Origin of the sequence: Photorhabdus heterorhabditis (assembly GCF_018448905.1) — a bacterium.
In the GTDB taxonomy this organism is placed as follows: domain Bacteria; phylum Pseudomonadota; class Gammaproteobacteria; order Enterobacterales; family Enterobacteriaceae; genus Photorhabdus; species Photorhabdus heterorhabditis.
Genome location: NZ_RCWA01000005.1, coordinates 18,676 through 39,510, shown reverse-complemented (window position 1 = coordinate 39,510; position 20,835 = coordinate 18,676). Strand labels below are relative to the sequence as shown.

The 20,835-nt window shown below is 38.8% G+C and carries 22 protein-coding genes; 2 read left to right on the top strand and 20 right to left on the bottom strand.

Annotated features, from left to right (window positions below; translation table 11 throughout):
• Positions 1 to 50: 50 nt before the first annotated feature.
• Positions 51 to 1,916, top strand: a complete 1,866-nt coding sequence (gene dxs / locus EAE89_RS04600; RefSeq protein ID WP_054476854.1) for a 1-deoxy-D-xylulose-5-phosphate synthase — start codon at positions 51 to 53, stop codon at positions 1,914 to 1,916.
• A gap of 331 nt (positions 1,917 to 2,247) precedes the next feature.
• Here dxs and EAE89_RS04595 read toward each other — a convergent pair whose 3' ends face one another.
• The 3 genes from EAE89_RS04595 to EAE89_RS04585 all read right to left on the bottom strand — a co-directional run bounded on the left by EAE89_RS04595 (position 2,248) and on the right by EAE89_RS04585 (position 4,648).
• Positions 2,248 to 2,598 carry a hypothetical protein gene (locus tag EAE89_RS04595; RefSeq protein ID WP_161804213.1) on the bottom strand — a complete coding sequence of 117 codons (351 nt, stop codon included), beginning with the start codon at positions 2,596 to 2,598 and terminating at the stop codon, positions 2,248 to 2,250.
• 488 nt (positions 2,599 to 3,086) lie between these two features.
• Positions 3,087 to 3,419, bottom strand: coding sequence for a FidL-like protein (locus tag EAE89_RS24320; RefSeq protein ID WP_420806657.1), 333 nt, complete (start codon positions 3,417 to 3,419; stop codon positions 3,087 to 3,089).
• A 137-nt stretch (positions 3,420 to 3,556) separates the two neighbouring features.
• Positions 3,557 to 4,648: a winged helix-turn-helix domain-containing protein gene (locus tag EAE89_RS04585; RefSeq protein WP_054476849.1), complete on the bottom strand. Its 1,092-nt coding sequence runs from the start codon at positions 4,646 to 4,648 to the stop codon at positions 3,557 to 3,559.
• Positions 4,649 to 5,093: 445 nt separating this feature from the next.
• On the opposite strand from EAE89_RS04585, the gene EAE89_RS24315 reads away from it, so the two are divergent.
• Positions 5,094 to 5,348 carry a replication initiation protein gene (locus EAE89_RS24315; protein ID WP_149616028.1) on the top strand — a complete coding sequence of 85 codons (255 nt, stop codon included), beginning with the start codon at positions 5,094 to 5,096 and terminating at the stop codon, positions 5,346 to 5,348.
• A gap of 142 nt (positions 5,349 to 5,490) precedes the next feature.
• Here EAE89_RS24315 and EAE89_RS04575 read toward each other — a convergent pair whose 3' ends face one another.
• The 17 genes from EAE89_RS04575 to EAE89_RS04495 form a co-directional block, all read right to left on the bottom strand.
• Positions 5,491 to 5,706 (bottom strand): FliM/FliN family flagellar motor C-terminal domain-containing protein, encoded by a 216-nt coding sequence (locus tag EAE89_RS04575; RefSeq protein ID WP_054476845.1) that lies wholly within the window; start codon positions 5,704 to 5,706, stop codon positions 5,491 to 5,493.
• A 6-nt stretch (positions 5,707 to 5,712) separates the two neighbouring features.
• A complete protein-coding gene (locus EAE89_RS04570; RefSeq protein ID WP_054476843.1) occupies positions 5,713 to 6,357 on the bottom strand; it encodes a hypothetical protein in 645 nt (214 codons plus the stop codon).
• An 11-nt stretch (positions 6,358 to 6,368) separates the two neighbouring features.
• Positions 6,369 to 7,367 carry a hypothetical protein gene (locus tag EAE89_RS04565; RefSeq protein WP_149616030.1) on the bottom strand — a complete coding sequence of 333 codons (999 nt, stop codon included), beginning with the start codon at positions 7,365 to 7,367 and terminating at the stop codon, positions 6,369 to 6,371.
• A complete protein-coding gene (locus EAE89_RS04560) occupies positions 7,367 to 7,750 on the bottom strand; it encodes a hypothetical protein (protein ID WP_072161816.1) in 384 nt (127 codons plus the stop codon). The genes EAE89_RS04565 and EAE89_RS04560 overlap by 1 nt, the downstream gene beginning before the upstream one ends.
• Positions 7,747 to 8,538, bottom strand: a complete 792-nt coding sequence (locus tag EAE89_RS04555; RefSeq protein WP_200905752.1) for an OmpA family protein — start codon at positions 8,536 to 8,538, stop codon at positions 7,747 to 7,749. The genes EAE89_RS04560 and EAE89_RS04555 overlap by 4 nt, the downstream gene beginning before the upstream one ends.
• Entirely contained in the window at positions 8,525 to 9,565 is a 1,041-nt protein-coding gene (locus EAE89_RS04550; RefSeq protein ID WP_054476840.1) for an EscU/YscU/HrcU family type III secretion system export apparatus switch protein, read from the bottom strand. The genes EAE89_RS04555 and EAE89_RS04550 overlap by 14 nt, the downstream gene beginning before the upstream one ends.
• 15 nt (positions 9,566 to 9,580) lie before the next feature.
• Complete coding sequence (locus EAE89_RS04545; protein ID WP_214085446.1) at positions 9,581 to 11,470, bottom strand: FHIPEP family type III secretion protein; 1,890 nt, start codon at positions 11,468 to 11,470, stop codon at positions 9,581 to 9,583.
• Positions 11,463 to 12,068, bottom strand: a complete 606-nt coding sequence (locus EAE89_RS04540; RefSeq protein WP_244866155.1) for a hypothetical protein — start codon at positions 12,066 to 12,068, stop codon at positions 11,463 to 11,465. The genes EAE89_RS04545 and EAE89_RS04540 overlap by 8 nt, the downstream gene beginning before the upstream one ends.
• Before the next feature lie 108 nt (positions 12,069 to 12,176).
• Positions 12,177 to 14,213, bottom strand: coding sequence for a hypothetical protein (locus tag EAE89_RS04535; protein WP_214085445.1), 2,037 nt, complete (start codon positions 14,211 to 14,213; stop codon positions 12,177 to 12,179).
• 1 nt (position 14,214) lies between these two features.
• Positions 14,215 to 14,505: a hypothetical protein gene (locus EAE89_RS04530; RefSeq protein ID WP_054476833.1), complete on the bottom strand. Its 291-nt coding sequence runs from the start codon at positions 14,503 to 14,505 to the stop codon at positions 14,215 to 14,217.
• The gene (locus EAE89_RS04525; protein ID WP_054476831.1) at positions 14,506 to 15,075 is read right to left on the bottom strand and encodes a hypothetical protein; all 570 of its coding nucleotides are present in this window, start codon (positions 15,073 to 15,075) and stop codon (positions 14,506 to 14,508) included. It lies immediately after the preceding gene.
• Positions 15,076 to 15,504: a hypothetical protein gene (locus EAE89_RS04520; protein ID WP_036773133.1), complete on the bottom strand. Its 429-nt coding sequence runs from the start codon at positions 15,502 to 15,504 to the stop codon at positions 15,076 to 15,078.
• Positions 15,497 to 16,054 carry a hypothetical protein gene (locus EAE89_RS04515; protein WP_214085444.1) on the bottom strand — a complete coding sequence of 186 codons (558 nt, stop codon included), beginning with the start codon at positions 16,052 to 16,054 and terminating at the stop codon, positions 15,497 to 15,499. The genes EAE89_RS04520 and EAE89_RS04515 overlap by 8 nt, the downstream gene beginning before the upstream one ends.
• Positions 16,055 to 16,094: 40 nt before the next feature.
• Positions 16,095 to 16,829, bottom strand: a complete 735-nt coding sequence (locus EAE89_RS04510) for a hypothetical protein (protein ID WP_054476826.1) — start codon at positions 16,827 to 16,829, stop codon at positions 16,095 to 16,097.
• A 14-nt stretch (positions 16,830 to 16,843) separates the two neighbouring features.
• Complete coding sequence (locus tag EAE89_RS04505; RefSeq protein ID WP_214085443.1) at positions 16,844 to 17,887, bottom strand: VspD; 1,044 nt, start codon at positions 17,885 to 17,887, stop codon at positions 16,844 to 16,846.
• A gap of 103 nt (positions 17,888 to 17,990) precedes the next feature.
• Entirely contained in the window at positions 17,991 to 19,202 is a 1,212-nt protein-coding gene (locus tag EAE89_RS04500; protein WP_214085442.1) for a hypothetical protein, read from the bottom strand.
• Positions 19,203 to 19,731: 529 nt separating this feature from the next.
• On the bottom strand, positions 19,732 to 20,817 hold the full coding sequence (locus EAE89_RS04495; RefSeq protein ID WP_339423031.1) for a hypothetical protein: 1,086 nt from the start codon (positions 20,815 to 20,817) through the stop codon (positions 19,732 to 19,734).
• Between the last annotated feature and the right edge of the window lie 18 nt (positions 20,818 to 20,835).

Genomic DNA, 20,835 nt, shown 5'->3' with positions numbered 1-20,835 from the left:
TTTATCCACTGGCAACTCTCTATTAATAAACACTTCTTAACGAGCATCAAATGAGCATTGATATAGCCAAATACCCAACATTGGCATTAGCGGAAAACCCTGAAGAACTTCGTATGTTACCAAAAGAGAGCCTGCCGAAGTTATGTGATGAACTTCGGCAATTCCTGCTAAACAGTGTCAGTCGCTCTAGTGGTCATTTTGCCTCGGGTCTTGGTACCGTTGAGCTGACTGTGGCGTTACATTATGTTTATAAAACACCTTTCGATAAGCTGGTATGGGATGTCGGTCATCAGGCTTATCCTCATAAGATCCTGACAGGACGTCGAGATCGTATTGACACAATTCGTCAAAAGAATGGGCTTCATCCTTTCCCATGGCGGGACGAAAGTGAATACGACACCTTATGCGTCGGGCATTCATCAACCTCTATCAGTGCTGGGTTAGGTATGGCGGTTGCCGCTGAGCGCGAAGGCAAAGGCCGTCGTACCGTCTGCATTATCGGTGACGGCGCGATAACTGCCGGTATGGCTTTCGAAGCGATGAACCATGCTGGGGATATCGACCCGGATATGCTAGTCATTCTTAATGACAACGAAATGTCTATCTCAGAGAATGTTGGTGCGTTAAATAACCATCTGGCCCAGCTTCTTTCCGGCAAGCTCTACACCACATTGCGGGAAGGCGGAAAAAAAGTCTTTTCCAACCTGCCACCAATTAAAGAACTACTGAAAAAGACAGAAGAACATATTAAAGGAATGGTCATTCCTGGCACTTTGTTTGAAGAGCTGGGCTTTAACTACATTGGGCCAATTGACGGGCATGATGTGCTGACATTGACCCAAACTCTGAAAAACATGCGGGAGTTGAAAGGGCCACAGCTACTGCACATCATGACCAAAAAAGGCCGTGGCTATGCACCCGCAGAAAAAGATCCTATCAGTTGGCATGCGGTACCTAAATTTGATCCAGCGACGGGTACATTACCTAAAAGTTCAGACAATCGCCCTACTTTCTCCAAAATTTTTGGGGAGTGGTTATGTGAAGAAGCGGCTAATGATAAAAAACTCATGGCAATCACACCTGCTATGCGTGAAGGCTCTGGTATGGTGCGTTTTTCCCGCGAATATCCGGATCAATACTTTGATGTCGCTATCGCAGAGCAACATGCCGTCACTTTTGCCGCAGGTCTGGCAATTGGTGGTTATAAGCCTATTGTCGCTATCTATTCAACATTCCTACAACGTGCTTATGACCAAGTCATTCACGATGTTGCAATTCAGAATTTACCGGTCCTGTTTGCAATAGATCGTGGCGGTATCGTTGGTGCTGATGGTCAAACACACCAAGGAGCCTTCGATCTCTCATTCCTGCGTTGCATTCCTAACATAGTGATTATGGCGCCAAGTGACGAGAACGAATGTCGCCAGATGTTACACACAGGCTATCATTATCAGCAAGGTCCGGTAGCCGTGCGTTATCCACGAGGAACAGGAACTGGCGCAGAACTTCAACCATTTGAGCAATTGTCAATTGGTAAAGGTGTTATTCGCCGTCAAGGTAAAAAAGTAGCTATTCTAAACTTTGGTACCCTGTTACCCGACGCGATAACAGCAGCTGAATCACTGGATGCTACCGTTGTTGATATGCGCTTTGTTAAGCCACTGGATAAAGAGTTGATTCTAGAAATGGCTGGCAACCATGATTTACTGGTCACTCTGGAAGAAAATGCCATTATGGGCGGGGCTGGAAGCGGTGTTAATGAACTGCTGATGCAAGAAGGTCACCTTGTGCAGATTCTAAATATCGGCCTACCTGACCAGTTTGTGCCACAAGGCAACCAGGAAGAAATCAGAGCTGATTTAGGACTGGATGCTACCGGTATTAAAAATAGCATTAACAAAAGGCTGTTGTCCTAAATAACTAGCGGCAACATAACCAGCTTAGGGAAATTAAGTGCTGCGTACTTCCTCATCCGGCAAGTGCTGAAGCTCCAACGCAGTCTCACACTGCCGGGATCGTGATAGCAACACTAACCAGTGGTCAATTGCCTGTATTCAGTTTACGGGCAACTTCCAAGGGCTTTGAACCAGACAGTGCCCGGATCAGCCGATCACAGCAGCTTGTTCAGGTTGATATACCGTTATCAATCCCATGCTACTGGAGTCTAATAAAGCAAAATTCCATGAGTAAATTGCGTGAACATAGAGTTCACGCAAACTTATTCAGGTTTAATATAATTATTAGAATTTATCGGGGCGGCATTTTAATTATTATCCTGCCTATTTTTTTAAAAAAATTAGTAACTGGGGGTGAGATATGTTTATATTCTTCAATGACTTTACTATTCTTTAAATCATGTCTTATATGTTCATATTTGGTTTGCACATTTCCTATCTTCGCCTTAATATCAGAATCGCCACTAATAACATAACTCAATTTTTTTAAGTTCTTCCCTAACTTATCTAAATCTTTTAATATTTTTTTTAAATTTCGTTTTTCCACATTTTTTTCCAATTTTTCAATACGACTCATGATCTCCTTGTACTTTCTGCTACTGCCAATTTCTTTATCTCCCTTTCCATATGTAGCACTTTTCACTCCAGTCACCGATTGCGATAAGCTTTTTACCAAACCCGAGATCCTTGAGGCTGTATTTGAAGAAAGCTTATCATCAGATTTTTTGGCGAAAACATGGGAGAAAACAATTTAATAAGTTCATATTAACAAGTTCATAAGGCCAGTCTTTTTAGACTAGTGGAAATATTAAATGTTCCGGTTATACCGAGAAGTTGAGTATTATATATAAAAACACTTACCTCCAAATAAGAATTCAAAAATTAACAGAAAAAATCTCTTCTGTTATATTAAGTTTCAAAAAAATCATGCTATGTCAGTTATATAATTATAAAATTGTTGTATCGCATTAATAACATTGATAGGTAATTCTGTACAGCTATTACCGAGTTTAAGGTGATCGCTTATGCAGCTATCATTATATTAATCACGATTTCAATTAAGTATCTGAGGGAGGCTAAAATAGCCTCCCTTTAGTTAAAATACATTTTCTTGAATAATCAAATGCTATATTAATTCGTTAAGCATATTATGGGACTCTTTGATAATTGACTAAATAGCAATGTATTTTTTTTAAGTCGTGATAATTCTATATAATAGTCATTGCCCCCAATCTCATAAAAAAAAGACATTAAATTAATAGGCGTATTATCGATAGTTTTAGGTTGTGAATTCGTATATTTTACAACATAAATTCCGTTATTATCGTCATCAGAATAAGTAAAACTAATTATTCTATCCAGAATATAATGTTTTGCTTCATCCTGAAGAGTACCATAAATGCTAATAGTACCTTTTCCGTTCCCATGAAAGAGATGAATAGTATTCACATGCAGAGTTATCATTTCATCTTTAATCTTCTTTCTGATAATCACCTCTGTTTCACAATTCAATGGTCTGGTTTTCACGTAAGAGGATTTATAGATGAGCGAGGTTATAAATAGCACTACTGCTAGAATAAATAGAAAAAAACTACGATATATCATATGGATGCTCCGTAGTGATTTATAATAGAGAGGCAATGGTTATATTTTCCTGACGGTGCTATGGAGCAAATTCCAATAAAGTACGTTTTTGCAATATTATTTTCAGGCATGATTCTCCGATGGAAAATGGACTGTTTTACGCTCTGGCAATCAATCTTTTCGTTGCTAATATCTTGTTTAGCCATCTCTCTTAATGTTGCCTTAGAATAACCGAGTTTATAATCGAGCGAAAACACTTTGCATTTGCCTGTTGTATAAAGATAGGAATAAGGTTCTTGGGATATTTCCACTGTCCTTTTCGACAGAAAAAATACATAAAAAGAAAGTAACAAAAAGATAAACGCAATACCTAAAAAAATACGGGATTTTAACCATTTATTTACATGGTTATTCCTGTGTTTTTTAAGAACACGATTTTCACCTTCAGGGTCCTCCACTCTCGGTCGATCTTGGCTATGCAAGCTATTAATATCTGACTCTGATATTATGATATCTGTATCTGCGTTGTTTTCTTCTTCGGGAGATTCCTGCAATGATACTTGTATATCTGCCTCCAGTCGGAAACCTACTTTTGGGATTGTTTTAATTATGGTTAAATCGGTACTTAAGCTGGCAAGATTTTTTCTTATTTCACTTATGTAAGAATTTAAATTACTATTTGAACCGGTAAAACCATAATCTTCCCAAACATTCTTCAGTAAATCTTCTCTAGGGATCGTTTCACCATTATTTTTTATTAACTCAAGAAATAGGCGGCTAGCTGGATTTGAGAGTTTTACTGTGTTTAATGGATTATTGAATAATGCTAATGTCTTTTCTTTGGGATCAAAGACAACAATAATATTTATAACATATTTCATGAAACTCATACTCTTCCTATCAAGATCTCTTGTATTGTTATACATGCAAAATAGCATATCAACAGGTTCTTTCATTTTTTTAATAAATAATGAAGGATAATTTGAATCTCTGAGATGTTGCCGGTTGCAACTTTTCAGGGTGAAAGAGATTGATACAATTGATAGAGCTATGATTACAAGTCTCTGAACCTGACGCATAATCTCTATGCTGGCTTCACTAAAACTCATGTATCTATTGCATGACACCCATTCCGTTTTCAGATTTAGGAAGAACCGTTCCCTTGGGCTATTGACACTTCTATGTCCAGCATTGTCACGGAGTATATTTTAAGTTAGCCAAAATGATATTACCTAATCAACCGGTTTGTGGGAAAACAGGTCCAACACAACTGTCAGTTTTGTTGATTGGTTGTTATAAGTCATGTTAATGAACTTGCTTAGTCGTCAAATATCATACGAAATAATTAAGAAAAGTTTTTTCCTGATTTTTTACAGCACTGTTGAAAGTAGTAGTCAGACTGACTCCCTCGGTAAAAAATGTTTCTGTGCTAAAGAGAGCATATAGCATTCGAATTTATACCTGTTATCTTTCAAGTTGCCTCTTTGTTGGCTGCACTCACTCACCCCGGTCACAGTGTTATCTATGACAGTGTTATCTATGACATAGTTATCTATGCTCCCGGGGACTCGCTCCCTTGCCGTCGCGATCCATCTTGAAATCTATTGGGTATATAAGTTATTGATGAAATTTAAAAAAACGGGGGATAGACTTGTTAGCCTTAATGACTTTAAAACCATGTTAGGAATTAAAGATAAACATTTACAATTTAGAGATTTGAATAAACTTCTTTTAAAACCCGACATTAAAGAATTAAATCAAAAAAATAAAAATAGGGATTTGAATCACCATTTTTACATTCAACTTTAATGCAAGTAACAAACAATATTTTAGGTTTCTATTTCTTGATTGATATTACTATTGTAATTAAAACAATTCCGAGCGCTTTTTGGATTACGTTACGCTAGTCGATATGTCGGACGCCACTGTTATTTCAGTGACGTCAATTTTATTATTCTGCTATTTGGTTTACTTGGTCAATCGCCACACAAAATTGTTCATCAATCTTCACTAAAATTCCTGTAGCAATCACTTCATTTCCACTTTTTAGTATTACTTCTGACTGAACAAAATTCGTTAATGACTTTACTTGTCCTTTCTGCAAATGAATTAGCTCATCAAGTGTCATGCTACAATTAGCCACCACAACGTCTAGCTTTACGCGCATAGTTTATTACCTCTCAGCGAAAGAAACTACAGCTCGGCGGACATCTCGAATTTCTTCCTGAGCTGAGGTGATCTGTGTCATCATATTTTTAAAATCTTGCTGCAACTTATCTAAATCCACCTGAGTGCTATCTGAATATGCGGTCATAGTGGCATTCATTGACTGTAACTGATCGTAGTTAACAGTTGTCTTACCCCCAGTAATAGCATTTATCCCTGAAGGATCTTTCAGTGTTTCTTTTATATACCTATCAATTTCATTATATACAGAGCTACTATTAGAATAAATATTCGTTGTCTTATCTATTTTTGTCGGGTCTAACTTAGATATATTCTCCGTCATCAGCGTTCCCCAAAGACGATTTATTTCTGCTACGGCCTTAGACTTTTCTGATATTTCCATAGCTAAAGCTTCGGCTTTTGCAGTCTGCGTAATGATATATTTCGAAAGCAATGCATCAATCAAGCTCAACGGATCTCTGTGGGTAGAGGTGGCCTGTTTGAAAGTACTTTCTACAGTTTTACTGTCCAATACAGTGACAGTATCATCAACAAATTTTTTTCGCTGAGTGAGCGCATCAAAACTCAAAAATGATGCCTCAGAATTTACTATATTATTATGACCATAAGAAAAAGTTATTGAATCCGTCATATAGTTACCTATTATCTATGAATGAAATAAATCTTACTTTTGTTATCTTTCTTAAAAATAATCTTTTCTTCAGAAATTGAATCAATTACCCCAAACCCCGGTACATTGCTCCCTTCCCAATAACGCACTTGTTGATCATATATATATCCGCCTCCCTGAGTTGAAAAAAATACTGAATAAGGGAAGTCTTGTGCATCAATTATTTGACTATCATCATAATTTGATTTCAATTGAGAAAGTTCAGAGTTATATCCTTTAGATTTTAACAATTGGCTTGCTTTGGCAAGGTCATTCACTAACCAGACATCATCTTTACGTACAAAAGTTATCCCGTATTCGCCAAATAATTGCATTATCAGCATTTCCTTTTCAGGAAAATCAACCCGAATTTGCGTGTAATTCTCTTTATCTATCAGCTGATAAGAGAGTGGTTTACCACTGCTATTAGAGACAACTCCAACATTCAGATGTGCAGCTGCCGGATAATTATCACTCTGAATAACTTTAGTTTGATTTTGCCAGCCATCAGGGAGTTGCTGTTTTATTTTCTGATCAAATACATAAAGTTTTCCATCTTTTATATATCCACTGCCCACCTTATTGAAATACTCACCAATGTTTTTTTCCTGCTGATGTTGGATAAGAAACAATACCACGATCAATACAAACAAACTCAATAAAAAGGTCATTAACCCTAATGTACCATAGCGCATAAAATAGAAACGCTTAAGCTTTGGGTTACGATTGCCCTGGGAAAAAACGAAAAACCTCAAACCTGAAATTGAATAAATAACATTTTCTTTTAATTTTATTGTTCTTTTTTTCCACCCATTTAAATAAAGCCCTTTTTCTTCAAGTTTTATAACAAGATTTACATTACCAGAAAGATATTCTGGAACGCTCAACGTGTTATTATCCGTGACTTCCTGTTCACCGGTTAGCAATAACCTTGGTTCAATAGGCAATGTCAATCCATTCAAATACCCCTCTGTGAATTCAATCAACCACATTATATCAACTTCTCTTTCATCAAATTCCGAACAAGTTCAACCGTTTCATTAAGATAGTCATGCAACTGATTGGTGTGCTCCGGTATTAGAAAACTTCTAACTAAAAAATAGCCTGTATTATTAATTAAGGCAATGTAACTATCTAACATCAAATGGAAATTACCATTCAATTCGAGAGCTTTCACAGGCTCCAAAGAGGCTTTACTTAATGATACAAGCAAAATCAAATGCCCCGGCAACCCGGCATGTGTTCCATCTTCAATCCTACACTCTATCTCACCATACATTCCCACTAATGCTTGATTGCCATCAAAATTTATACCTGAAGCTTTCACTGACTGAATGAAATCACGCATTAAGAAGATAAATTTTCGATTATTCATGGTGCTAACCTCACCTCAATCATAAAACGACGCTGCTGTACGCGTTGTAATGCTGTACTTTCACTGTTCTCGACACTGCCTCGTATCAAAATCGGAATATCTCGCAGACCTTCCTCAATCAAGAATTGACGAACAGATTCAGCTCTCTTATTGGCTAATACTTTGTTCATCGGATAATTTCCTGATGAATCCGCGATACCGTAAATAGTCATTTCAGAGACGGGTATTGATGACAATTCTTTCAATACTACCAGTAACGTAGCTTTACCTTTACTGGTCAACTGTGATTCATTAACCGGAAATAATTCTGAAAAAATAAGATGAACCAATTTACTACCACCAAATTGAGTAGAAACGGCTAAACTCTTATTCCCATTATCACTACCAAACTGAACAGTAACATCTGAACGCTTATTCCAACTTTCATCACTGAAAGGTTGAAGATTTTTTCTTTTAACAAAGTGAGGATCACTTAAATAAGACTTTCCACAATTAGAAATCTCATCAAAACCATAGGTACTGAGGTTTGCAATATAAAATCTAGATGGTTTCATTGCTTCTTGCACCTCAACACAGGCTCTTTGATGTGGAGAACCATCAGTGTATTCTGGCGGCTGTCTCACCCAGAACCGTAAATTATCAACATCGTCAACATTAGTGTAAACCAAATTATATATGTCTTGTTTCCAGTCCATATCCAAGAATAAATTGCCATCCTTGATTTTACTGCTGCAAGCACTAATGCTCATTACGCCGAAGAATAGCCATATGCACTTAATTTTTAACAAAACTTTTTTTCCTATTTAATGCAACAATAATCAACGCAATATCGCGATAGAATTCTTTATCAATATAATTCTCCCCACGCTTCATCTTATGCAAAATTTTTCTAGCTAATGGCTTATCCTCAATAATTGGCACCCCTAACGACTCGTAATAACTCCTTTTTCCCAATGCCATATCATTAGTATAAATACTCAATACAATAGGAGCCTGATCAATTTCCGGTTCATAACAAATTGGCACTAAAATATGCGTTGGATTTGCTAATGCAAAAGTTGGACGCCGGCCTTTTGTCATAGGTTCATTCATTAATTCACGCATTTTATGTCGTCTTTCCATTTTTATCAGCGGTGAACCTTCTGTATCCTTCATTTCATTTTTCATTTCTGTCATCGTCATACGATTCTTTTTTTGAAACCGATAGGATTCAAATAAAAAGTCCACCGCACCGACACAAATGCCATAGATAACCATCAGAAGAGAGGCTCCCCCTATATAGTATACTAAGTCATACACAAAAAATGACGGGTTACTGACTTTATGTAATTTATTTAATTCAACGCCATAAGTATCGAAAACATACTTAAGTAGAAAAATCAAAAACACAAGTTCCAGCACTTTTCTAAATGAATTGATAATAGCATCAAAACCTAACGTATTTTTAAATCCATTAACCGGATTAATCTTATCAAGATTAAAACCAATCCCTTTCGTATTCAACACAACCTTATTAATCACCACCCAATTAACTATAAAAAAGATAAATTTCGCTATGGCAAAAAGTACCATAATAACAGTCAAAGATACCAGAACAGAGTCAAAACCAGAGGATAAATCCGCATAGACAATAAATTCAACCCAATAATTGAAATCACTGAACAATAACACAATAAAAATAGATATTGATATAAAGAATAGAATAATAGCAAAAGTAGGCTCTGCCAATTCCGTTTTCGGGAACTGCCCTTTCTTTCTCAAATCTCGCAACTTTTTTGCTGTAGGCGGATATTTTTTAGGTTCTGTTGATTCCACTATTACACCCTATTATCACGGAATTGTAACCTGAAGCATTTCAGTATCTTTAATGAGGTTGGAATTAGTAATGTCACTATAACTGCAAACCGCAAGTGAAGAGACGACCTGATGCATAAAGGATTTCACAAAATTAACTTCTGCATCACTGACTACCAATACAGGTTTAACTTTATTTTTTTCAGTTAACCGACAAATTTCATCTCGCAAAGACTGTCTCACTGACATCAGCATATCTACATTTTCCTCCTGACCACTCACAAAAGACTCCATCAGTTCAGTTAATTCAGCAGGTAATATCGCAGCAAAAATCACACCATCTTGATTGACTAAACGAGAAGTAATTTCATAGCGAGCTTGGGTACGTATTCTCATAAGCCAATTTTTGGGTTCACTATCCAGCCTTGACCAATAGATCAATGATTCAAAAAAACTAATAGAATCTAAATAAAATTCAGGGCAATTGATCATCTGTTTAATAACATCATGTACTCGATTTATACCTATAGCAGAATCAATTTCCTTCTTCATGACTTCGCTTGCTTTAGATAAATCATCAATGATATTACTTGTAAATTGAATATTATATTTCTCAATTAACCGCTTACGTAAGAAATAACTAATAATGACTGTCAAATTATTGGTTATTTCTGATGAATGAATAAATATCTCATCCCCCAGAATGTCGTCAACACCAATAGCCTTATTTTGTACAAATGAATATAATTTAATCCCTAATACACTCACCTCAATATCACTTTCTAAATGAGGATCGACTACCACACAGGGTTTCCCCATGCTCTGTCCCCAGAGCAGATTCTCAATTCCAACCACACCATCATAGATAATATATTGATGTTTACTATCTTTAAGACGAAAAGTTAGGGATTCGAACAGTCCACTTCCCTCGCCGTCCAAAATTTTAACCGCCGTGTGAGATTGCCCTCGCCGAAGAAAAAATGCGATTGCAAGACAAACAATAGAGATTGGAATACACACATACATTAAGTCGGTGTTGAGCATCCCCAAAAACATCATGATCAAGCCAATGAGCGCCAGGTTTTTCCAAAATGCACCAATCTGAGTTGCCAGTTGCCCCATGAAAGAGCTAGACTTTTCATCTACCCCTTTAATTCTCGTCAGGTACACCCCACAGGCTACCGATAATAATAAACTTGGAATTTGTGAAACCAAACCATCGCCGATGGTTAATATCGAAAACCGCTGAACGCTCTCAGAAACAGAAAGATCAAATTGATTAATCCCAACATAAATACCGCCAAACAAGTTCACGAGGCTGATCAATATCCCAGCTATCGCATCCCCTTTAATAAACTTCATTGCGCCTTCCAGTGAGCCAAACAGTTTATTTTCTGTGCTCAACTCTGCTCGCAATGCCTGCGCCTGCTCCCCGGTAATCATATTGTTTTTGAGATCGCCATCAATCGTCATCTGACGTCCCGGCATCGCATCAAGAGAAAAACGAGCCCCTACTTCAGCGACCCTCTCCCCGCCTTTTGTCACCACCAGAAACTGAACAATGGTAATGATGACGAAAATAATCAAACCAGAGAGCAAACCAGCCCCCATGACAAAATGGCCTATAATTTCAATGACCATTCCTACTTCATCATTTGCAAGAATATTTCTAGTTGTAGCAATCGATAATAATAGTCGAAAAGTTGTCAGTAACAGCACCACCGTAGGAAGAAAAGTGACTTTTAATGGTTTGTCATTCTCCAACATAATAACCAGCAGCATTACCGAGATAATAAAACTGGACAGAACAAAGATATCAATAACAAATCCTGGGAGTGGTAACAATATTACAGCCGGTAATAATAAGGCAATAATAACGCTACTTGGCTTTAACCAACCAGAAAACTCCCCAAACTGCTTAATCATCAGATATATTCTCTAAACAAGATTTAAGTTCAGATAATAATTCTTGCGTGTTAATACTCACCATACAGTCGTCATTTTCAATAGTTAATGTGGTCCCGTTATCACTGTAAGATTTGACAATCACCAATGACTTCTCTACGTCATTTAATTCAGCATGTAGCGCATCACTCAAATAGCCAATCAGACTATCACTTTGATTCATTTTTATCAGTCTGTTGCGAATAGCTGATGCCATGCTATTCCTGGCATCAGCAATAGCTTCACTCAGTCTTTTTTCCTGTGCATCGAGCAGTTTATTCAACTGCTCTTCTGCCTTTTCAAACCATTGCTGCTGTGAAAGAGTTAATTGATGAATGACTGACGCTTGTAAATGGCTAATATGTTCATTTAACTCCCGCTCTTTATCCTCTATCATTTGAATTGTTTGCTGTTCAATAAGTTTCTGAAACTCCTGAACCTGCTCTTCAATGGCCATCAGCAATGCATGAGCATCACTATAAATGCGAACATGCGATTTCTTAATAATACTCGAGTGATGATCACGCTTAAATACAAGCAGGGGAATCGCCTTATATGATGATTCTATTTCAATAAACAAAATACTATCCAGTGGTAACTCTTAATAAAGAATCAACAATAAACTTTACTCTCCCCTGCACACAATGGAAACAACGTGAAATATCATGAACAGGCAAAGCGAAACATATCATTCATGTGAAAAATTAAGCTGTTTCATCCTGAATGGAGATACCACCCGAGCCTCACCTTTTTGATTCCAAATATTCAAGTTCACCGGCTTGTCCATCCCAATATTATCCCGATGTGATTGGGAAAATAATTTCACTTTCTCAGGATCTAATCCTTGAGTCCTTACCCTATCAGTATAATTATTCCCTTGATCGGAAATAATTGCCGGCTCTGCTACTCCCGCTCCAGTATTAGTAACGTTGACGTTATTCCTCACGCCGCGGATATGATTATCACCCCGCCCGGATATCGCCCCCTGCGAAGTTTTCATCCCGTAATCCGCCTTCACGGTCGGCCACCGTTGTTTCTCAGCCGCCGCCGCAATTCCCGGCGCCGGGCTGGCAACCTGAGGGGGTTGTTCTGTCGCTGGCGCGTTATTCCTCACTCCGGCGGTATAATTATCACCCCGCCCGGATATCGCCCCCTGCGAAGTTTTCACCCCATAATACGCCTTCACTGGCGGCCAGTGTTTTTGTTTCTCAGCCACCGCCGCAATTCCCGGCGCCGGGCTGGCAACCTGAGGGGCTTGTTCCGGCGCTGGCGCGTTATTCCTCACGCCGCCGGTATGATTATCACCCCGCCCGGATATCGCCCCCTGCGAAGTTTTCACCCCGTAATCCACCTTCACTGGCGGCCACTGTCGTTTCTCAACCGCCGCCGTAGTCCCCGGTGTTGGGCTGGCAACCTGAGGGGTTTGTTCCGTCGCTGGCGCGTTATGCCTCACGCCGCGGGTATGATTATCACCCCGCCCGGATACCGCCCCCTGCGAAGTTTTCACCCCGTAATCCACCTTCACTGGCGGCCATTGTTTTTGTTTCTCAGCCGCCGCCGTAGTCCCCGGTGTTGGGCTGGCAACCTGAGGGGTTTGTTCCGTCGCTGGCGCGTTATGCCTCACGCCGCGGGTATGATTATCGCCCCGCCCGGATACCGCCCCCTGCGAAGTTTTCACTCCGTAATCCACCTTCACTGGCGGCCATTGTTTTTGTTTCTCAGCCGCCGCCGTAGTCCCCGGTGTTGGGCTGGCAACCTGAGGGATTCGTTCTGTCGCTGGCACAGATTCCGCCGTCAACGGCACTACTTCACCTATATAGAGTTTCATCCCATTTTCAAGATGAATCATTCGCTGCGCTACAGCCACCATGTCCGAAGAATTTATGATATTTTCTGAATTCGGCAATTCCTGCAATTGATCAGTAAAGTCCACTTGATCAATTTCATTTTCGTGTTCAACGTATTTAATAACCGGAACATCTTTGAACTTTTCTTTTAATTGATCAATAAGCGTGGGTTGATGCTTATCATTATTTTTATCTTCAGAGCGAGCTTTCTCATCAATCATGTCTTGATCAATACGTTCAGATTTTTCACCCTCGCTTTCTGGATTATCTATTTTTACTTCTTCTGAATGATCAGTTTCAGAAATATCAGGTCGCTGAGCTTCTTCATCAACAACAGGCACTGACCAACGACGTGCTGACCTATTAGGGGAGTGAAAGTCTGGCTCATTCAACGGCTCCCGTGGTTTATCTATATCCGATTTATTCTCATTATTTCCTTGAGGATTACCTAGTAAATACTGGGAACCCCCATACATCGCCATAGCAGAAGCATTACCAAACAACACCACAAATGCCGTAGGTAACAAACTGATTCCTGCGGTAAATGGAGCCAAAGCAATTCCAATAACAGAAGCGAGAGTTAAGGTCCCTACATGAGCTATGGCTTTACTCTTATTACTGATTGAATTGGATGTTCTCAATTTTGCTTGTTTCTTTGTTTTTGCTGTTGTTTCTTTATCTGCTAACGGCAACAAAGGTGACTCTACATGCACAGCAGACGGCAGCTCATTATGCGCATGTATTCTTTGGCTGCTGCCTCCTGTAATAATTGAATTTATGACACCCACTTGAGATATTTCAGATTCAACTACTGGAGAAGCGGTATTGATATTATTATTACCTGAGGTAACAGATATTCTTATTCCAGATCCTGACATATTAAAATCTCATAATTTGTAAAATGTGAATGACCATATTTATCAGCTCTTTTTCTTGATAATTATTTTCAGAAATAACAGCCGTTAAATACCCATCTACACGAATCATCATGCTATCAAATGTCTTATCGATGTTTGCCAACGCCTCCATGATCTCTTCAGTATTAACAATATGTACCAACTGGAAAAAAGGAAGAATCGGAAAAAGCAAATAATCCTGAAAAAACTCAATCACTTGCTCTTCATTATTTTCCAGGCGCAGCAAAAAAGATTCAATATGGTCTTTCGTCATTTATTTATCACATAATAAAACAAGATCTTCATTACTTAAATCACGAATCTCTTGCGTTTCCAGTAATGTTTCAAACAAAATCACATCCAGAGACAACTTCAATGTTCCTGGCCAGGAACGTTTTCGCCCTCGGAGATATTCCGAATCAATCTTCAAGTAGTTTAAATCACACAGGATTGAGTAGTATTCATCGTGTATTTTAGCCTTAGCAGAGACTAAAATAGACTGCTGCTCCCGTTCACTCTTACTGATATAACGCTCAAACTGAATGCCATACTTTCCCATATGATGAGTAAAAATATACTCAAGATAAGAGGGGGAGAATAGTTTAGTATCTACATTAAGTATTCGCCGTGCCTCTAAACAGGATAGGTAAAACTCGCCACTTATTCCTACATGTTCAATACGTAGAAGAAAAACATCCTGTTCTAAATCATCTGTATTATGTAAGCCATTAAAATCGATAGATAAGTCTTCATTATCAAAGCGTTTACCTGCTACCCGATTAAATTGTTTAAAAAAAGCACCATCTAATTCAAGCAAAGGTAAAAAATTTTCCTTCTCTTCCATTTAAACACTCCCTCGGTTTTTCGATAGTAAAGCCAAGACGTTTTGACTCATTGAAAAATCCTCATCATCAATCCAGTCCCGGAGTGTTTTTGGCATACTGCAAACAAAATTATATAATAAATTATAAACTTCCATAGAGGATTTTTCCCTGAAATCCTCTGACTGAACCAAACTCAAGATAAATGAAATATTATGAAATTTATTATCAAAAATCCCTTCAATAATGGCTAAGTTTACCATTTCATCAGAGTAATCACGCAGCAGGGAAAACCACTCAATAGTCGCGGCCTTATCAAGAAAAATGTCTGGGTTTGACAATCCATTCCAGCTTAATCGTTTTGATTTATTCTTAAGCATTTCATAAGGGTCCAGACGTAAACTGCTGGTATTAGAATGTCTGATTTTCTTCGAAGGTATTTTTTTATTCATTAACACCTCTTTGCTTTAATCTAACTTTATGCTTTTCGTAACAACGGCATAAATTTAATAGCGTCATCAAATCAGATATGACATTGTCTCTTGCTAAAAGATTTTGAATAAGTTCAGCATCCACCTCGAGTAAATCATCAGTATTCATCTCTAATTTCTCAAGATACACACTTAATTTTTCATAAACATCTTTGGGGTATAAATAGCGAGAATGATATGCTGATTGAACAACAAAGAGCGTAGCATCATCCAGCTCTTCTGGTTCAGGTAACTGATCAACGTAGCCATGCCAGTCACTAATTGCTCTAAGAAGATCCCCATTAACTCGTCTGGCAAAATCGCGCTGATTTCTTCGCGTTGATTGAACAGACCTAATTCGGAATAACTTAGGTCTTTTTTTAACCAGTCGCTCAGCGGATTTGATATCACGAACTCGGCGAATCTTACCCTTATCATTAAGTTTATGTTCAGTCGCTCGGCTTGGAGATTCAGGCGATGAAATAGCCCTAATTCCCCTAAACTGTGAAAAAGAAGTTGGTAATATCGCCATATACTGATAGTGCGAGCGACAAGCGCTCGCTCCTCCTCAATTAACGGTTAGTAACCAAAGCTGCACCCTGAATAGCTTCCATCATCTTTAGCAATTGCACCAATTCATTACCTAAACTCTCAATGAATTGCGTCAGTTGCTCGTCAAATTTCTGCTTCGTCTCTTTTGATGCCTGATTTTCCTCATCATGTCGCACATTATCCGCATGTAAGAACTCAACCCCATCAGAGCCAATCTTATTGGACATTTGAGTTAAGTTAGTAACATTATTATATTTAGCCGTTCTGGCTTGCTGTAATGTTGCGGAAATGTCATTACGCTGTTGTGCCGAAAGATCAGAAACTTTGCCCTCCGGCAAATGTTTATCTTTTACTGTCTTAAACTTGCTGGTTTGGTAGGCAGATGCGGTTTGTATCGTCATGGAAACAAGAGATATAGCCATATTAATACCAAATTTAACCTGCGCAGTTTCCTTTTTGTTTTGTGCCAGAGCAATGCCCAGTTCCAACGTGGACATCGCTTCATCAATTCGATTGAACAGCAACTGTGAACGCAACTCTTTTGATGAATCGATTATCATACCGATCAGTTTCATTAGCTGGCCCATGCTAACAGTCCCCGATTCAACCTGTTGATTTAGAGACTTAGCCAGAGGCTCAATATTCGCCATTTTTGCGCTAATTACCTGTAATTCCTTATTCTCTACCCCGGTCTTAAGTTGGTCTTCGAACGGAGATGTCATAGCGGATACAGCACTGAATTGAATGTTTGACATATCTCATTTCCTTTTTACAAATGTATACTAAGCATCTTTTGATTAAACTCACGTTCATCACTCTTGATTTTGAAAAGAGATTCAAACGATTTCGTCAATGCTTTCATCGCCGTACTTAACATAATTTGAAGTTGCTGAAAGCGGGCTTCCATCTCTTCTTGTTCAGCCTTACTAACCTCAAGATCTTTCATTACTGAAGCAGATTTGATGGCATAACCACTTCCGACCACAGAAACAACATCGGATGAAGCGGATGTTACCTGACCAATTCTCGCTGCTGCCAATTTACCACCTTTGGCAAACTCTTGTATCTTCGCAAATAAAGGTTCCAGCAACTTTAATGCTTTATTAATAATATTCTGCGCTTTTCCTGCAATCGTGTTGAACGCTTTAAAGGATTTAAGCACATTCATGGCTTTCTCAACCAGTTCTACGGCTTTAGCCGTCGTACTGGCGATAGTTTTACTCGCAGAAGCTAAGATATTGCCTGGGTTAAAACTCAACACGGCCCCCACGATGCCAATGATCACTTCTAATGAGACGTTTACCCAATTGCGAATTTTTTCATCAACACCGCAAGCCTCAAGAATTTTATCTACAACCTTAGGCACGACGATTGCAGCGACCATAGTACCGATCATCACTGCGGCCATAACCGGATTAAACGGGGCTATGACAATAGCAGCAATAAAGCCAAGGGCCATTCCAAGCTTGCCCCAAAAACCTTTTTTCTTCTCAGCCGCTGCCTGCTCTTCCAATTTCTGCATACGCTCATTCAATTGTGCGATTTGTGCATCCTTTAATGTTGCAATCAACGCCTTCTTAGCTTCTGAATTTTCTTTAGCTGTGCCAGACATTCCATTAGCCAATGTCTTAGCCGCCTCAGCAATCATTCGCCACAACGCATTCTCCGATAGTGTGCTGCCTGGCAGAGGCTGTGATGGAGAAGCTGATGGTTGCAAACCTTTTTGCCCTGATTTTTGCAGCTCAAGCTGCTGCTCTTTATTTTCTTCCGTGCGGATATATCCGACATCAGAAATAACATTGATGCTAGTCATTTAACCTCCATACGGGCCTGGTAAATGGAGTTCGTTTAACCAAAAGAACGTGAACTCCGTAACACTGAGAATAAATCTCAGAAGTGATATTTTTAATTTCTCATCAGATATTACGAGCTATTGCTAACTGCTCATCCTTGCAAATCTGAAACCAATATTTGAGTGTTTGCTGAATCATTTTCACCTGATCACCAATACGGTTAATTTCTTCTAATTCATCTTCCGATAGCTCTCTACCAGGGAAATTACTATATAAATTAACCAAATCATTAAGATCTATACCGCTACCAAGCCAATCAAGACGACCGTCTGGCAACATCCGCCAGGTTGTATTTGCTTCAAGCCAGTTTAAAGAAGCGCTGGAATACTTGACGTCTTTATCATCTAATTCAAATTTATCTTTAACGAATTTATCCACGTCTTCCAGACTGCCAGTCAATATCAGTTCAACTTCTTCCTTGCTCATACTTTGATTCTCAAGCAAAGAACTTAAAAGAAACAATCTAAGCATAGGGCTTATTACTGTGGCAGAAGTAGGATCGTTAATATTTATATTTCCTCCGCCCTTGTTAAGCCACCACCCATATTCATCTTTCCACCCTTTAATAATCTGATCGGATATGGCTTTTCCCCCACCGGCCTTCCCCAGCTCTTGCATAACTTGATCGAGAAATGAGCCAGAAGGAATCTGGCCATTTTTCATAATGCCGTCATAAAGTTTAGCAACCACAGCGCCAAGCTTTTCTGGGCTATTCCATGCTTCCTCATGCAGTGAATGACTACCACTACCTGTACTTTCCAATATATGACTAATATCTACTTTATTCTGCTCGTACCAACTTTCTAACCCATACTCTTGTGGATTACACATAATCTCAAGTAATGCCAGCTGGAATAAATCTTCCAGATCAGTTGGCTGAACCCCATCGGCTTTTATATTGTCAAACATCAACATTAAGCTGGATCTAAACATTTCTACGCCGCCATTAGTCCACCCTTGTATGCGTTCTAATTTTTGCGCATAAATCTCAATACTATTAGCTAGTGCCAAAGCAATTGCCTGTTCAGCATTGATGCCCAACATTGCCAATACAACCTGTTTTTGCTGTGTGGCTATCATTGCCAGCACCGATGCATTGGCGTCATTGGGCATTGTCGCTAAACGTTGGTCAATCTTTTCATGTTGAATTTCAGAACCTTCTATAATTTTTATGTTATTCATGGCCAACTGCTTTTGGCCTTTAGCATCGTCATTATGATCAAAGGGAACTATTTCATTTGACGACCTACTAGAAGGATACAAAGTGTGAATCATTGATATTTTCCTATTAGTCTACTCTCTGATTCTCTGATGCTTAATTTAATAAAAATCAAAATAAAATAATTTAAACTCTTTGATTTAAAAATAAAACCCGAGCATGCATTTAACGTGTGATAAAATATATATACCTGTTATCTTTCAAATTGCCTCTTTGTTGGCTGCACTCACTCACCCCAGTCACATAGTTATCTATGCTCCTGGGGATTCGCTCCCTTGCCGTCGCGATGCATCTTGAAATCTATTGGGTATATAAAAACCACAACCAGCTACTGGTTGAATAGATCTTCGAAATATTCATCACACTTCATCTATACCCTTCATCTTTCAAGCGGCTGCTTTGTTGGATGCGTTCTCTTGCCGCCGCACTGTAACTTGAAATCTATTGGGTATATTTCTTAATTCTCATTTTTATAAATATCAGCATTAAATTATCATCATAAAACGACGCTATCAAATGTGGTGTTGAATAATAGCACCCTGTCATGTTTTAGAAAGTCTAAGCATTCATCTGTTTAATTTTTTATCAAATATTACGAGCTATTGCTAATTGCTCATCCTTGCAGATCTGAAGCCAATATTTGAGTGTTTGTTGAATCATTTTCACCTGATCACCAATACGGTTAATTTCTTCTAATTCATCTTCCGATAACTCTCTACTAGGGAATTCGCTATATAATTTTTTCAGCTCTTTAATTTCGATTCCATCACCTATCCAATCGATCTGGTCGGTATTATGTTTATCTTGCATCTGCCAATTAGCATGATCAATAAGCCACTGCAATGATGCACTCTTATATTTACCCTCTTGCCCATCAAATTCTGAAGCAACGAATGCATCTATTTCGTCCACAGATCCCGTTAGAATAAGCTCAACAGATTCCTTGCTCATTTCTTTATTTTCCAGCAATGAACTCAAGAGAAACAGTCTGAGCATAGGGCTGATTTCTGTAGCGCTTCCGGGCTTATCTCGATTAACCCACCATCCATAATCATCCGTCCATCCACTGACTATCTGATCGGATATGGCTTGTCCCCCACCGGCCTTCTCCAGCTCATACATAATTTGACCGAGAAATGAGTCAGGAGGAATATTGCCATTGCTCATGATGCTGTCATAAAGTTTAACCACCACAGCGCCAAGCTTTTCTGGGGAGTTCCAATTCGTCTCATGCAAGGAATGGCTGCCACTACCTGTACTTTCCAATATATGGCTAATATCTACTTTATTCTGCTCGTACCAACTTTCCAGCCCATACTCTTGTGGATTACACATGATCTCGAGTAACGCCAGCTGGAATAAATCCTCCAGATCAGTTGGCTGAATCCCATCAGCTTTTTTATTTTCAAACATCAACATTAAGCAGGATCTAAACATTTCTACGCCGCCATTAGTCCATCCTTGTATGAACTCTAATTTTTGCGCGTAAATCTCAATACTGCTAGCTAATGCCAGAGCAATTGCCTGTTCAGCATTGACGCCTAGCATTGCCAGTACAACCTGTTTTTGCTGTGTGGCTATCATTGCTAGCACCGATGCATTGGCATCATTAGGCATTGTCACCAAACTCTGGTCAATCTTTTCAAGTTGGTTTTCAGAGCGTTTTATCACTAAAAGCTCCTGACCTTC